This window comes from Pseudobutyrivibrio sp. JW11 (assembly GCF_900115355.1).
In the GTDB taxonomy this organism is placed as follows: domain Bacteria; phylum Bacillota; class Clostridia; order Lachnospirales; family Lachnospiraceae; genus Pseudobutyrivibrio; species Pseudobutyrivibrio ruminis.
Genome location: NZ_FOWB01000002.1, coordinates 258,265 through 272,544, shown reverse-complemented (window position 1 = coordinate 272,544; position 14,280 = coordinate 258,265). Strand labels below are relative to the sequence as shown.

15 protein-coding genes are annotated in these 14,280 nt (G+C 35.3%); all 15 read left to right on the top strand.

Annotated features, from left to right (window positions below; translation table 11 throughout):
- Window positions 1–2: 2 nt before the first annotated feature.
- The 15 genes from mreB (at window position 3) to BM102_RS03510 (ending at window position 14,264) form a co-directional block, all read left to right on the top strand.
- Complete coding sequence (gene mreB / locus BM102_RS03580; RefSeq protein ID WP_044934366.1) at window positions 3–1,016, top strand: rod shape-determining protein; 1,014 nt, start codon at window positions 3–5, stop codon at window positions 1,014–1,016.
- A complete protein-coding gene (gene mreC / locus BM102_RS03575) occupies window positions 1,016–1,879 on the top strand; it encodes a rod shape-determining protein MreC (protein WP_090478975.1) in 864 nt (287 codons plus the stop codon). Before mreB ends, mreC begins: the two co-directional genes overlap by 1 nt.
- Window positions 1,872–2,417, top strand: coding sequence for a rod shape-determining protein MreD (mreD, locus tag BM102_RS03570; RefSeq protein ID WP_044934371.1), 546 nt, complete (start codon window positions 1,872–1,874; stop codon window positions 2,415–2,417). The genes mreC and mreD overlap by 8 nt, the downstream gene beginning before the upstream one ends.
- On the top strand, window positions 2,404–5,247 hold the full coding sequence (locus BM102_RS03565; protein WP_242942895.1) for a penicillin-binding transpeptidase domain-containing protein: 2,844 nt from the start codon (window positions 2,404–2,406) through the stop codon (window positions 5,245–5,247). Before mreD ends, BM102_RS03565 begins: the two co-directional genes overlap by 14 nt.
- A 32-nt stretch (window positions 5,248–5,279) precedes the next feature.
- The gene (locus BM102_RS03560; RefSeq protein ID WP_090478972.1) at window positions 5,280–5,963 is read left to right on the top strand and encodes a septum site-determining protein MinC; all 684 of its coding nucleotides are present in this window, start codon (window positions 5,280–5,282) and stop codon (window positions 5,961–5,963) included.
- Window positions 5,963–7,078: an FtsW/RodA/SpoVE family cell cycle protein gene (locus BM102_RS03555; RefSeq protein ID WP_044934375.1), complete on the top strand. Its 1,116-nt coding sequence runs from the start codon at window positions 5,963–5,965 to the stop codon at window positions 7,076–7,078. Before BM102_RS03560 ends, BM102_RS03555 begins: the two co-directional genes overlap by 1 nt.
- Window positions 7,079–7,474, top strand: coding sequence for a methylglyoxal synthase (locus BM102_RS03550; RefSeq protein WP_028236218.1), 396 nt, complete (start codon window positions 7,079–7,081; stop codon window positions 7,472–7,474).
- Window positions 7,458–8,438 (top strand): D-alanyl-D-alanine carboxypeptidase family protein, encoded by a 981-nt coding sequence (locus BM102_RS03545; RefSeq protein WP_090393975.1) that lies wholly within the window; start codon window positions 7,458–7,460, stop codon window positions 8,436–8,438. Before BM102_RS03550 ends, BM102_RS03545 begins: the two co-directional genes overlap by 17 nt.
- A gap of 78 nt (window positions 8,439–8,516) precedes the next feature.
- Window positions 8,517–8,939, top strand: a complete 423-nt coding sequence (locus BM102_RS03540; protein ID WP_044934379.1) for a cupin domain-containing protein — start codon at window positions 8,517–8,519, stop codon at window positions 8,937–8,939.
- 56 nt (window positions 8,940–8,995) lie between these two features.
- Window positions 8,996–10,387, top strand: coding sequence for a biotin/lipoyl attachment domain-containing protein (locus tag BM102_RS03535; RefSeq protein WP_044934382.1), 1,392 nt, complete (start codon window positions 8,996–8,998; stop codon window positions 10,385–10,387).
- A gap of 35 nt (window positions 10,388–10,422) precedes the next feature.
- A complete protein-coding gene (locus BM102_RS03530; protein WP_090478970.1) occupies window positions 10,423–11,127 on the top strand; it encodes a YggS family pyridoxal phosphate-dependent enzyme in 705 nt (234 codons plus the stop codon).
- Between the two features lie 17 nt (window positions 11,128–11,144).
- On the top strand, window positions 11,145–11,657 hold the full coding sequence (locus BM102_RS03525) for a cell division protein SepF (RefSeq protein WP_033154092.1): 513 nt from the start codon (window positions 11,145–11,147) through the stop codon (window positions 11,655–11,657).
- Between the two features lie 78 nt (window positions 11,658–11,735).
- Complete coding sequence (gene aroB, locus BM102_RS03520; RefSeq protein ID WP_090478967.1) at window positions 11,736–12,827, top strand: 3-dehydroquinate synthase; 1,092 nt, start codon at window positions 11,736–11,738, stop codon at window positions 12,825–12,827.
- A complete protein-coding gene (gene lspA, locus BM102_RS03515) occupies window positions 12,827–13,357 on the top strand; it encodes a signal peptidase II (protein WP_044934390.1) in 531 nt (176 codons plus the stop codon). The genes aroB and lspA overlap by 1 nt, the downstream gene beginning before the upstream one ends.
- On the top strand, window positions 13,350–14,264 hold the full coding sequence (locus BM102_RS03510; protein ID WP_090478964.1) for an RluA family pseudouridine synthase: 915 nt from the start codon (window positions 13,350–13,352) through the stop codon (window positions 14,262–14,264). Before lspA ends, BM102_RS03510 begins: the two co-directional genes overlap by 8 nt.
- Window positions 14,265–14,280 lie beyond the last annotated feature (16 nt).

The window sequence follows — 14,280 nt, the reverse complement described above, 5'->3', positions numbered from 1 at the left end:
CCATGGCCAATTCATTTGGTATTGATATAGGAACCCAGAATCTTAAGATTTTTAGCGGTTCTAATAATCAAATTACTGACATAAAAAATACTATAGCAATCGTTAACAAGAATCAGATGTATTCATATGGTGATGCAGCTTATTCTATGTACGAAAAAGCTCCAGACACAATCAATGTTTCATTCCCAATTGTTTCTGGTGTAATTGCTGATTTCGATAATATGCAAACTATGCTTTTCGAAGTTATCGAAAAGGACTTAAAGGGCAAGATTAAGGGTAGCGACATTGTTGTTGCTGTACCTACTGACATTACTGAGGTAGAAAAGAAGGCTTTCTCTGATTTATTTAGCAAAGCAAAGAACAAGCCACATTCTATTAGAGTTTGCGAGAAGCCTATTGCCAGCGCTATCGGTATGGGTCTTGATGTTTCAGAGCCTACAGGTGTTATGGTAGTAGATCTTGGTGCAGACACAACAGAGATTTCCGTTATTTCCCTTGGTGGTCTTGTTTTATCAGAGCTTCTTCCATTTGGTGGAAATCAAATCGACGAGTCAATCGTTACATACCTCAAGAGAAACTTTAATCTTGTTATTGGACAAAAAACTGCAAAGCAGCTTAAAGAAGAAATCGGTTCAGCTCAGGAAGGAAGAGGACAGAAGCTTACTGTTGTAGGACGTGATGTAGTTAGCGGTCTTCCTATCGAGATGGAAGTTGAGAGTGATACAATCTACAACGCTATCAAGAATGATCTAGAGAGCTTCTGCACAAATGTTAAGCTTATTCTTGAAAAGGTTCCACCAGAGCTTGCAAAGGATATTGTTCACTCTGGTATTTATCTTACAGGTGGCACATCTCAGCTTTATCAATTGACAGATTTATTCTCAGAGGTTACAAACATCAAGGTTAACGTGATGGATGAGCCACAGGAATCTTGTGTTAGAGGTTTAGGACAGGTTCTTTCAGATTCTAAATACAAAATTTATGGATATAGCATGAGGGCAAGGATTTTCAAATAATGAGACAAAGAAAAGCAAATGGCGGTATTCCAAGTAAATATTTGCTAATGATTTTATCTATTGTTTGTATAATGCTTTTGTTTTTCAGTTATTCAACTGGTTTTTCAGGTGGTCCATTAGAGACAATTGCCAATCACTTCTTCATTCCTATGCAAAAGGGTATAGATTACATTGGCAGCTCTATAGCCATTTCTTCAGCTGATACCAAGACTCGTGAGGAATTGGTTGCTGAAAACGAAGAGCTTCAGGCTCAGGTTGATGAGCTTAATTCTACCATCAACAACTACGAGCTTAAGCTAAAAGAATTAGATGAATTACAGGAATTATACGAGCTAGATCAAACTTACTACGACTATGAGACAACTGGCGCCAGAATCATCGGCAAAGGCACATCTAATTGGTTCAATACATTTACTATTGATAAAGGTACCAAGGATGGAATAGAAGTAGATATGAACGTTATCGCAGATGGCGGTCTTGTTGGTATTGTTACTTCTGTTGGAGATTCTTATGCAGTTGTTCGTGCAATCATTGATGACACATCGAATGTTAGCGCAACTATATCATCTACCGAAGATAACTGTATTGTTTCAGGTTCTCTTGAGAACATGACAGCCAGCAATCTTATCTTGTTTTCAGATTTGGATGATGACGATGATGAGGTAGCTATTGGCGATGTTATCGTTACATCTAACATTTCTGACAAATATCTTCCAGGATTGATGATTGGATATGTTTCATCTGTTTCTTTGGATGAAAATGAACTTACAAAATCTGGAACAGTCACACCAATTGTAGATTTTAAACATTTATCAAATGTCCTTGTTATTAAGCAGTTAAAGGAGTCATACGAAAGTGAGTGATTTTAAGCAATATTTAAAGAAAATATTGATTATAGCCCTTGTCATCTATGTATGCTTCTTACTGCAGACAAGTGTTTTTTCTAGATATAGACTTGCAGGTGTTACACCTAATGTCTTGATTTGTGTTGTATCTACTTACGGCTTCATGAAAGGCCGCAAATACGGTATCTTAATTGGATTTTTTGTAGGTATTCTTTTGGATATTTTTTCAGGCGGACTTTTTGGAATGTACGCTCTGATTTATATGTATATAGGTCTTTTAAATGGCCTCTTTAAAAAGCAGTTCTTTGGTGACGATTTACGTCTTCCAATGATTCTTATTGGGACAAGTGATTTAATCTATGGCGTTGCCACTTATCTCACTTTGTTTGCAATTAGATCTCAGTATGATTTTTCTTATTATCTTTTGAATATCATTTTACCTGAGGTTGTTTACACTTTACTTGTATCCATTTTTGTTTATTATGCAATTCTTCACATAAACAATTGGGTCGAAAAACTAGAAAAGAAAGGTTCTGATAGAATTGGATATTATTAAGGACTTTTTTGAAAATGCATTTTCTTCACGTATTCGCGTGGTTATAGTAGCAATGATTGCCTTTGCTGCTATTCTTATTTCACGTCTTTTTTATTTGCAAATATTAAATGGTAGTGAATATCAGGATAATTACAATTTAAAACTTGAAAAGACTGAATCAATTGCAGCTACAAGAGGAAATATATACGATAGAAACGGCAATTTGCTGGCTTATAATGAGCTGGTATACGCCGTTACTATTCAAGATACTGGAACTTATTCTTCTACAACAGAGAGAAGCCAATCGTTAAATACAGAAATTGCTGAAATCATTTCTAAGCTTGAAAGCAATGGGGATACCATTGATAACGATTTTGGAATTTATATTGACTCATCAGGTTCATTCCAGTTTTTAAGTTCCGGCTCTGCGTTACAGCGTTTTAGAGCTGATATATTTGGCAAGAATAGCGTTGATGATTTGGAATATAACGAAAAGCTTGGAATCGACGAAGCAACCGCAACAGCTGATCAGATTGTTGAATATCTTGAAGGCGAAAAAGTTTATAACATCTCTGATGAATATTCTAAAAAGCTTCGCTATGAGATTATGGTTGTTCGTTATAATATGGGCCAGAATTCATATCAGAAATATATCTCTACAGTTATTGCATCAGATGTTTCCGATGAATCAGTTGCATTCATCAAGGAAAATATTAACGAGCTTACTGGTGTAGATGTAGAGCAAAAGTCCCTTCGTCGTTACGTAGACAGCGAATACTTTGCTCATATTATTGGATATACTGGTCAGATTTCCACTTCAGAATATAAAGAGCTTTCTGCCACAGATAGTACCGTTGAAACAACAGATATAGTTGGTAAATCAGGTATTGAAAAATATATGAATGATTATCTTTCTGGTACAAAGGGCTTTGAAACTTTGTACGTTGATAGTGTAGGTAATACTATCGCAGAGGGAGATTACCAGGCGGCTGTTTCCGGAAATGACGTTTATCTGTCTATTGATATGGATTTACAAAAGGCAGCTTATATTCTTTTGGAGCAGGAGATAGCAGGTATTCTATATTCAAAGATTCAAAACATCAAAGAATACAGCACAACATCTTCAAGTGATGTAGTTGTACCAATCTACGATGTTTATTATTCTTTGATAAAAAATGGAATCATCGATATTAATGCATTCTCTGATCCTAATGCCTCACAGACTGAAAAGGATGTTTTGAGTGCATATGAGGTTAAAGAAAAAGAGGTTTTGGCCACTTTAAAGAGCCAGTTAAAGGCCTCTAATGAGACAGTTTACAATCAGCTTCCAGATGAGTATCAGGCATATTCTACTTATATCGTTACTACACTTAAGAGCCTTGGTATTTTTGACGCTAGCGCTATTGATACTTCTTCAGATGTACAGACAAGCTGGACATCAGAGGAGATGGCTGTAAACAAATACCTTATCTATGCAATCGAGCAGAACTGGATTGATATTACAAAGTACGAATCAGAAGCAAAGTACGCTGATACAGATGAGCTTTACGCTGATTTAGTTGATTATATAATCGATTACCTTTCAACTGATACTTCATTCCAAAAGCTAGTTTATAAGTACCTTCTTTTGGATGATAATATTTCTGGAAGCCAGCTTTGTTTGATTTTATATGAGCAGGGTGTCCTTTCTAAGGAAGATGATGAGGATTACACCAAGCTTGCAGGTGGCCAAATTACAGCATATGAATTTATGCTTTCAAAGATTAAGTCTTTGGAGATTACACCAGGTCAGCTTGCACTTGATCCTTGTTCAGGTTCAACTGTTCTTATCGATGTAAAAACAGGTGAAGTTCTAGCGATGGTTACTTATCCTGGCTATGACAATAACAAGCTTGCTAATTCTGTAGATGCAGATTATTATTCGTACCTTACAAATAGTGCGGCAAATCCTTTGTATAACTATGCTACTCAGCAGAGAACAGCCCCTGGTTCTACATTTAAGATTGTCAGCTCTACAGCAGGTTTGGCAGAAAATGTTATTACTACAACTTCTGAAATTGTCGATTTAGGACAATATACAAAGGTATCAAATAATCCTAAGTGTTGGATTTATCCAAGTAATCATGGAAGCATCAATGTTTCAGAAGCTATCAGAGATTCATGTAACTACTTCTTCTATGAAGTTGGTTGGAGATTAGCTGGTGGTGATGGCGCTTATGATGACGCCACAGGTATTGATAAGATTACAGAATATGCATCGCTTTACGGATTAGATGAGACTACTGGAATTGAAATAGAAGAAAACTCACCTCATATTGCTACAGAGTATCCTGTCATGGCTGCTATCGGTCAGTCTGATAACAACTATACAACTATTGGTTTAGCAAGATATGCTGCAGCTATTGCAAGCGAGGGAACAGTATACAACCTTACACTTCTTGATAGTGTAAGAGACGCTGATGGAAATGTTATTGAAAGATATAGTCCTTCAGTTAGAAATCAGATAGATGTACTTAATTCATCAGAATGGGATGCTATACATTATGGTATGAGAATGGTGTGCGAGTCGCTTTCATCATTTAACGGATTTTCTGTTGAAGTTGCGGGTAAGACTGGTACTGCTCAGCAGGTTGCATCTCGTCCTAACCACGCTTTATTTATTGGCTTTGCACCATATAGTGATCCAGAGATTTCTATCGCTACACGTATTGCTTATGGTTATACATCACATAATGCTGCCGAGGTTTCAAAGGATATTTTGGCTTATTACTTTGGTGTATCTGCAACAGAAGACTTACTTAGTGGTGAGGCTAGCACTGTTTCAAATTCTGAAAATGAATTTACAGATTAAAATACTTTTTAACAATAAAGGGAGATAATATTATGAGTAATGACCCAGTCATTTTAAAAAGTAATAAATATGGATTAACTCTTCAATTGGATGCGACTATTCCATTCGAAGACCTTGTAAGAGCTGTTTGCAAAAAGTTTGCTCAGTCTGCCGATTTCTTCGGTGAGACTGAGATGATTTTGGAGACTCAAGGTCGAGAGCTTACTGCAGAAGAGGGAATGGTTATTATTCAAGCAATCGAGCTTAATTCTAAAATCAAAATCATCCTTATTCATGAGAATAATGAGCTCAAGGATACAAGAATGCTTGGTCAGATTGATAAATTCTATTCTGACGAGATTTTTGAAAATGCCAAAATCATTAGAGGCTCTGTTATGAAGAATGATTCTATTACTTCAGATTCAAGCCTTGTTATTCTTGGAGACGTAAAGTCTAAGGCATCAGTTCAGGCTAAGGGTAATATTATTGTCTTAGGTTCTTTGGAAGGCGCAGCTTATGCCGGATATCCAGATAATACTGGATGCTATATAGCAACTGGCCTTTTAGATAGCAACAACATTCAGATTGGTACTGTTAATGGCGCTATAAGAATTCAGGAGAAATGGTCTTTTAGAGTTCATAAGAAAGAGATAGAGCCTATGGGCGTATCTGTATGGAATAGAGAGCTCTTAGCTGAGCCTCTTAGCAGTGGATTACTTAGAAGGATTAAAAATTAATGTTTCACAATTATAAGTTTAAAAATCTCGATGTAAAGTTAATAATTGCTGTTATTACTCTTACCATTATTGGTATTTTCGTTATTGGTAGTGCAAATGAAGCAAATCAGCAAAAACAGATTTTAGGAATGATTTTGGGAATCTTTGTAATGGCTGGTATGGCGCTGTTAGACTATGATTTCCTGTTACATTTTCATTGGGTATATTATTTTCTTGTATTAGGCCTTTTGGCATCTGTTTTGCTTTTTGGTGAAAAATCAGGTGGTGCAACACGATGGATTGATGTTGGTATCAGATTCCAACCTTCTGAGTTGGCTAAGATTTTGCTTATTCTGTTTTTTGCATGGTTCTTTATGATGCATGAAGAAGATATTAATAAGCCAAAAACTTTAGCTATAACAATTGTATTATCAATGTTTCCACTACTTTTGATTGAAAAAGAACCAGATTTATCAACCACAATTGTCACAATGATGATTATTTGTGTTATGATATTTGTAACGGGAGTTAGTTACAAGTTAGTAGGAGCAATCTTAGGTGTTACTGTACCTGGTATTGCATTATTACTGTTTCTTGTAACAAGAGAAGGTCAGACGATTCTCGATGAATATCAGGGTCTTAGAATCCTTGCATGGCTCAAGCCTGATGAATATCCTGCAAGCTCATATCAGCAGCAGAATTCTATCATGGCCATTGGTTCAGGCCAGCTATTGGGAAAAGGTCTTGGAAATCAGGCGTTTGACTCGGTTAAAAACGGAAATTATATTTCTGAACCTCATACAGATTTTATTTTTGCCGTAGCGGGAGAAGAGTTAGGTTTTGTTGGTTCGGCACTTATAATAATACTTATATTTTTTATAACTATCGAAATACTAATGATAGCCAAGAACGCAAAGGACATTGCTGGCAAGCTTATCTGCATAGGTATGGCTGCTCTTATTGGATTCCAGAGCTTTGTTAATATTTGCGTTGTTACAGGCTTGATGCCAAATACAGGTTTGCCATTGCCATTTGTTAGTTATGGTTTGACCTCACTTGTGACGATTTATTTTGGTATAGGTATTGTTTTAAATGTAGGGCTTCAGTCCAAAAATAACAACGGGAGGCTTTTTTAAATGAATATTGGTTTGGTAGCACACGACTCTAAGAAGAAGCTTATGCAAAATTTCTGTATTGCTTACAGAGGTATCCTTAGTAAGAACGAAATTTTTGCAACAGGTACTACTGGAAGACTTGTAGAGGAAGTTACTAATCTTAGTGTACATAAATACTTAGCTGGACATTTAGGTGGCACACAGCAATTAGGTGCTCAGATTGAGCAGAATGAGATTGATTTGGTTATTTTCCTTAGAGATCCACTTACTGTTAAGTCTCATGAGCCTGATGTTAATAACATTGTTCGTATATGCGATGCTAATAACATCCCTCTTGCTACAAATTTAGCAACAGCTGAGTTACTTATTAAATCACTTGATAGAGGAGATCTTGAGTGGCGTGAGATGTATAAATAAATTATTAAGCTTTATACTGATTATTTGTATATCTTTACCATTTGTTGCATGTGGCAACACCACAGAATCGGTTACATCCTATCAGATGTATGATACTTCCTTTACATACGGTATCACACATAATGGTTCTACATCTAATGTTCAGTTATTTGCTAAGAATCTGTGTGTTGCCGGTACGGATGATTTAGGGACTTCAGCAGTAGATTCACAGGTGGCTGGTGCTGCAGGTGCTTTCAATACTACAGAGCAATCAGTTGTATATGCACAGTCATTACATGAAAAAATGTATCCTGCATCTACTACCAAGATTTTAACGGCTTATATAGCTTGTTTATATGGTAATTTAGATGATTATTATACGGTAAGCGCAAATGCAGTTGATCAAGCTAGCGATTCATCAGTTATCAATCTTAAAGAAGGGGATGTAATTTCCCTGAGAGATTTGCTATATGGTTTGATGCTTAGGTCTGGAAATGATGCTGCAGTTGCTATTGCAGAAGGAATCAGCGGCGATGTAGATACATTTGCGGCTCTTATGAATAGCACAGCCAAATCTCTTGGCGCAACAAATTCAAATTTTGTTACTCCTAATGGTTTGCATGATGAAAACCATTACACAACTGTTTATGATATGTATTTAATATTAAATGCAGCTATGTCTAATGAACAGTTCTATACTATTTTTACAGCAAGCACATACACGGCTAGCTATACAAGTGGTGGAGAAGCAAAGACTCAGGAGTGGAAGACCACAAATCAATACATTACTGGAAATGTAAATACACCTTCAGGCTTCACTATTTTAGGTGGTAAAACTGGTACAACAGGAGCTGCAGGCTATTGTTTGGTTCTTCTTTCAGAAAATGAAGACCACGACAAAATAATATCGATTGTTTTTAACGCAGATTGTCGTTCTAATTTATATCTGCTCATGAATGAAATACTTAGTAACTATTGCCTATAATTTGGCATTTAGTATTTAGGTTTTAACAGCATTATGTTAAAATTGATATAACTAAAAATTTAAGGGAGGTATTTTGACATGGTGGAAATTATTTCAGGCGAAAAGGGTAAAGGCAAGACAAAGTATTTACTTGACAAGGTTAACAGTGATGTCAAAAAGGTTGACGGATCTGTTGTTTACATTGACAAGAATACGAAGCACATGTACGAACTTGATTCGAAGATTCGATTGATAAACATGGGGGATTATCCAGTTGAATCTACAGATGAGTTTTTAGGTTTCCTTAGTGGAGTTTTATCTCAGAATGCGGATATTCAAGAAGTATTTCTTGATAGTTTTCTTACTGTTTCCTACGTTGATTCATCAGACGGTCTTAATGTAGCCCTTAATAAGCTTGATAAGATTTGCAACATGTATGATGTTAAATTCGTTTTATCAGTTAGTAAAAATGAAAAGGATTTGCCAGAAAATGCGAAAGGCAAAATCATTATCTCTTTATAATTTAATGAGTATATTAGGGCACGGTTTGCGTGCCCTATAATTATGTTAGACAATATATGAAAAGAAAAAAGAAAAATGATAACAAAATAATTAAATACCCAAAGCAATACCATTTTTCTATTGGTTTTATCGTCATAGGCGTAATGTTTATCTATATGATGTATCATTTATTTACTTATGTCACTGCAGATAACATTACTGTTTATGAGGTGTCACAGGGTTCTATATCTTCAAATCTTGAATATAATGCCCTTGCTATCAGACAAGAGCAGATTGTGTATGCGGATAATTCTGGAGATATTTTGTACCTTGCTGAAAATTTTGGTAAAGTTGGCTCAAAATCCCAGGTGTACGCGTTAGACACCACAGGTGAAATCTTATCCTCACTAGAGGATTCTGGTGATGATTCAGAGATTGTTTTAGATGAAGAAGATTATTCTAAGATTCAATCTACAGTTTCTAATTATTTAATTGATTATGACGGTATTAATTTTACTAAAACATATTCATTTAAAAATGACTTAGAATCTCAGGTTGAACAATTATATACAGTTTCGGCTATGGAATCTATGGGGGATTCACTAGACTCTGCTATAGCTTCTGGTTCCTTTAATATCTATAACAGTGCCACACCAGGCCTGGTGGTATATTCAATTGATGGAATGGAAGATTTAACAACTGATACATTTACTGCAGATTCTTTTGATACTTCAGAATATTCTACTGAAAATCTTAAAGCACAAGAATCTGTTGTTGTAGGTCAGCCTGTATATAAGCTTATTACATCGGATCATTGGAATTTAGTATTGGAAGTAGATGAGGATTTATATGATTCTCTTCAAGGAGAATCTTATTTAAAGATAAGGTTCCTAGAGGATGATACTGAAACCTGGACAAATCTTGAATTCCAGGAGAAAGCCGGAAAATATTATCTTGTTTTAACTTTGGATGATTCCATGGATCGCTTCGCGGATTCTCGTTATGTACATGTGAAGATTATTAATAACAATATTTCAGGCTTAAAGATTCCTAATTCGTCAATCGTTGAAAAAGAGTTCTATACAATACCAAAGGACTATATGATGCAGGGGAACAATACCGATGATGCTGGCTTCCTTCTTCAATCTGGCTCAGAAAATATGTATATTACTCCAACAATATATTATGAATCTGATGAGTATTACTATATAGATGATGAAATTGTTACTAGAGGCGATAAGTTAATTAAGCCTAATTCTAATGAGCAGTATGTAGTTGGTTCTACCACTGATAAATTGGAAGGCGTATATAATGTCAATAAAGGCTATGCAGTATTTAAGCAGATAGAAATACTTTATCAGAATGATGATTATTCAATAATTAAAACCGGTACAAACTATGGTATATCCATGTATGATCATATTGTATTACAGGGCGATGAAGTAGAAGAAAATTCAATCATAAATTAACAAATACAATCTTGATTTAATTAAGGAGCTTTTGAATGAAAGAACAAGAATTAAAAGAGAATTTAACAAACGTAGAGGAAAGGGTTGCGGCTGCTTGCAAGAGAGCTGGTAGAGCAAGAGAGGAAGTTACTCTTATTGCAGTTAGTAAGACAAAGCCAGTAGAGGATTTGCAGGTGATTTATGACGAAGGTATTCGCAGCTTTGGTGAGAACAAAGTTCAGGAACTTACAGGAAAGATTCCTGAGATGCCAAATGATATTGATTGGCATTTAATCGGTCACCTCCAGCGTAATAAAGTTAAATATATCGTAGATAAGGTTAAGCTTATTCATTCTATAGATAGTTACAGATTAGCTGAAGAGATTAATATTCAGGCTAAAAAACATGGAATAGTTGTACCAATTCTTATCGAAGTAAATGCAGCTAACGAAGCTACAAAGTTTGGTGTTAAGCTTGAAGAGACTTTGCAGCTTTGTGAAGAAATCTCTCATTTGGAGAATGTTCACATCGAAGGATTAATGACTATAGCACCAAATGTAGTGGTTTCTGAAGAAAATCGACCAATTTTTAACAAAATAAAGGCTTTATCGGTTGACATAGCAAGTAAAAACCTTGATAATGTAGATATGAGAATTTTATCTATGGGAATGACAAATGATTTTGAAGTTGCCATAGAAGAAGGTGCTACTCATGTACGTGTAGGTACAGCAATCTTCGGTGAGAGAAACTATAATATTTAAATAAAGAGGAGTATGTTATGTTTGAAAGAATGCTTGACGCGATGCATCTTAGTGACGACTACGACGATTATGATGATGATGAATTATATGATGAGGAAGAGGATAAATCCTTCTTCAACAAATTCGGAAAGAATTCAGACGAAGAAAGACGTCCAGTTTTGAACAAGCCTTCTGAAAAAGAGACTAGAGCTGCTAAACCAGCTCCAAAGATTACACCTATGAGAAATAAAGGGAAAGGAACTGTTATGGAGGTTTGTGTTATTAAGCCATCTTCATTCGAGGATGCCAGAGAGATTTCTGAGACACTTTTAGCTGATAGAACCGTTTTACTTAATATGAAAGGTTTGGATTTAGGAGTTGCTCAGCGTATCATTGATTTCACATGCGGTACATGTTATGCAATCGATGGTAACCTTCAGAGAATCGAAGATTACATCTTCATTATCACACCTGCAGGAGTTGAGCTATCTGGTGATTTAGCAGGAATCGTTGATGCCTTTGACTTTACAGGAATTCAAACAGGCTTTTAAATTTTAAGCACCAGATTATCTGGTGCTTTTTTCTTTTGACTTATGTTGACTTGCTTTTGATCATTACGGGAGAATAAAATGCTTCAAGAATTACTAATCAATTACGAGAACAAGCCATGTTATAAAATTGTATTTAGACCAGATTTTTCTGATTTAATAAATGTATTTAACTCAGAAGTAAACCATCAATACGATAAGATTTGTATTGTTACAGATTCCAATGTAGCTAAGCTATATTTATCTGAAATTATATCAGGATTTAAGAATACTGGTTCAGAAGTATACTCATTTAGCTTTGATGCAGGAGAAGAATCTAAGAATCTTAGTATTGTTAATTTGTTATATCAGCATTTAATAAATTATAAATTTACCAGAAACTCCCTGCTTGTTGCTTTGGGTGGCGGTGTTGTTGGTGATTTAACTGGCTTTGCTGCGGCTACTTTTTTAAGAGGCATTGATTTTATTCAAGTTCCTACTACATTGCTTTCCCAGGTTGATAGTTCTGTAGGCGGCAAAACAGGAGTTGACTTCAACCAATATAAAAACATGGTTGGTGCGTTCTATATGCCCAAGCTTGTTTATATGAATATTGGTTCTTTAAATACACTGGATGATAATAACTTTATTTGTGGTATGGGTGAAGTTGTTAAGAGTGCTCTTATTGCTGATCAGGATTTCTATAATTGGCTTAAGGCTAATTCTACTTTGTTAAAAGAGCGCAATTATGATGCCTTGGCATATGCTGTTAGGAAGTGCTGTGGAATAAAAGGCCATGTTGTTGAAATTGATCCAAAGGAAAAAGGTATCAGAGCGTACCTAAATTTTGGTCACACCATTGGCCATGCTATTGAGAAGCTTAAGAATTTTACATTGGGACACGGACAGTGTGTTGGACTTGGAATGGTCTCAGCAATTTATTTATCTAACAAATTATCTCACATATCGGATGATGAGGTTTCTGATATTATTGAGACTTTGAAGGAGTTTGATATTCCTGTTAGTGTAGATGGTTTGAATCCGACAGAAGTTCTTGCAGCTACCAAGTCAGATAAAAAAATGACTGGGAACAAGATTAAATTTACTATATTAAAGGCGGTAGGTCAGGCCGATTCATATTTGGATTTTTCCGATGAAGATTTGCTTTGGGCTATAGATAAGGTGCTAGTTTAATGTTTTACAAATATAAAAAATCAGTTTCATTGCTTTATAGTTTAATACTTACAGTTTTACTTATTGCTCTTGATCAGTTTACTAAAGTTTTGGCTGTGAGACATCTTATGAATAAAGCAGATATAATTCTTATTCCAAATGTATTGCAGCTACATTATTTGGAGAATACAGGTGCGGCTTTTTCTATTTTAGAGGGAAAGCAGATTGTATTTGCAATTATTACACCGATTCTTCTTGTGGCTCTTTGCTATATTTTGGTAAAGATGCCTCAGACTAAGAAATACCAGGCTTTAGATTATATTATTGTGTTTTTGATTGCAGGTGCTATAGGCAATTATATCGATAGAATCATGAATAATTATGTTGTTGATTTTATTTATTTTTCCCTTATCAATTTTCCTGTATTTAATGTTGCAGATTGCTACGTTACAGTTTCTGTTATTTTACTGTTAATTCTTATTATGTGGTATTATACAGATGAAGATTTAGATGATATTAAAAAAGGATTAAAGATTACAAAGAATGGATGAATTTACTTTATCAATTGAGGATTCTGCAGATTGTGGAGTCAGAATAGATAAATATTTAGCTCAAGCATTACCTGAGAAATCACGAAGCTACTATCAAAAAGCTATTGATAGTGGCTTTGTTTTAGTTAATGGAAAACAGGTAAAATCTAAATATCAGACCAAACTTGGTGACGATATTGTTGTAAGTATAGAGCCGGTAAAAGAGATTGATATTGTGCCAGAGGATATACCTATTGAAATCCTTTACGAGGATCAGGATGTAATTGTTGTTAATAAGCCTAAGGGAATGGTTGTGCATCCAGCTCCAGGTCATTATTCTGGTACACTTGTCAATGCGCTTATGTATCATTGCAAAGATTCATTATCTGGAATTAATGGAGAAATCCGTCCAGGAATTGTACATAGAATAGATATGAATACTACAGGGTCTCTTTTAGTATGCAAAAACGATAAAGCTCATAATGATATTGCTGCTCAAATTAAAGTGCATTCAGTTAATCGTATATATAAGGGAATCGTTATTGGGAATTTTAAAGAGGACGAAGGCACTGTAAATGCTAGAATTGGCCGAAATCCAAAAGATAGAAAGAAAATGGCTGTAGTAAGCGATGGTCGAAAGGCAATCACTCATTTCAAGGTTTTAGAGCAATATAAAGGCTATTCTTATGTACAGTTTAAGCTGGAAACTGGAAGGACTCATCAGATTCGTGTTCACATGGCTCATATAGGCCATCCTTTGCTTGGGGATGATGTTTATGGAAAGCCAGTTAAGAATCTTCAGGGGCAAACTCTTCATGCACAGACAATTGGCTTCATACAGCCTACTACTGGAGAATATGTTGAAGTAGATGCTCCGTTGCCTGCTTATTTTGAAGATTTACTTAATAAATATAGAAAAATGGTATAGGAAATTCCTATACCTT

Excerpts from the sequence above, each read along its gene's own strand:
- lspA (WP_044934390.1), top strand. The coding sequence starts at position 12,827 with ATGTTTTACAAATATAAAAAATCAGTTTCATTGCTTTATAGTTTAATA.
- aroB (WP_090478967.1), top strand. The coding sequence starts at position 11,736 with ATGCTTCAAGAATTACTAATCAATTACGAGAACAAGCCATGTTATAAA.
- BM102_RS03550 (WP_028236218.1), top strand. The coding sequence starts at position 7,079 with ATGAATATTGGTTTGGTAGCACACGACTCTAAGAAGAAGCTTATGCAA.
- BM102_RS03525 (WP_033154092.1), top strand. The coding sequence starts at position 11,145 with ATGTTTGAAAGAATGCTTGACGCGATGCATCTTAGTGACGACTACGAC.
- BM102_RS03535 (WP_044934382.1), top strand. The coding sequence starts at position 8,996 with ATGAAAAGAAAAAAGAAAAATGATAACAAAATAATTAAATACCCAAAG.
- BM102_RS03540 (WP_044934379.1), top strand. The coding sequence starts at position 8,517 with ATGGTGGAAATTATTTCAGGCGAAAAGGGTAAAGGCAAGACAAAGTAT.
- BM102_RS03510 (WP_090478964.1), top strand. The coding sequence starts at position 13,350 with ATGGATGAATTTACTTTATCAATTGAGGATTCTGCAGATTGTGGAGTC.
- BM102_RS03530 (WP_090478970.1), top strand. The coding sequence starts at position 10,423 with ATGAAAGAACAAGAATTAAAAGAGAATTTAACAAACGTAGAGGAAAGG.
- BM102_RS03560 (WP_090478972.1), top strand. The coding sequence starts at position 5,280 with ATGAGTAATGACCCAGTCATTTTAAAAAGTAATAAATATGGATTAACT.
- mreC (WP_090478975.1), top strand. The coding sequence starts at position 1,016 with ATGAGACAAAGAAAAGCAAATGGCGGTATTCCAAGTAAATATTTGCTA.
- BM102_RS03555 (WP_044934375.1), top strand. The coding sequence starts at position 5,963 with ATGTTTCACAATTATAAGTTTAAAAATCTCGATGTAAAGTTAATAATT.
- mreB (WP_044934366.1), top strand. The coding sequence starts at position 3 with ATGGCCAATTCATTTGGTATTGATATAGGAACCCAGAATCTTAAGATT.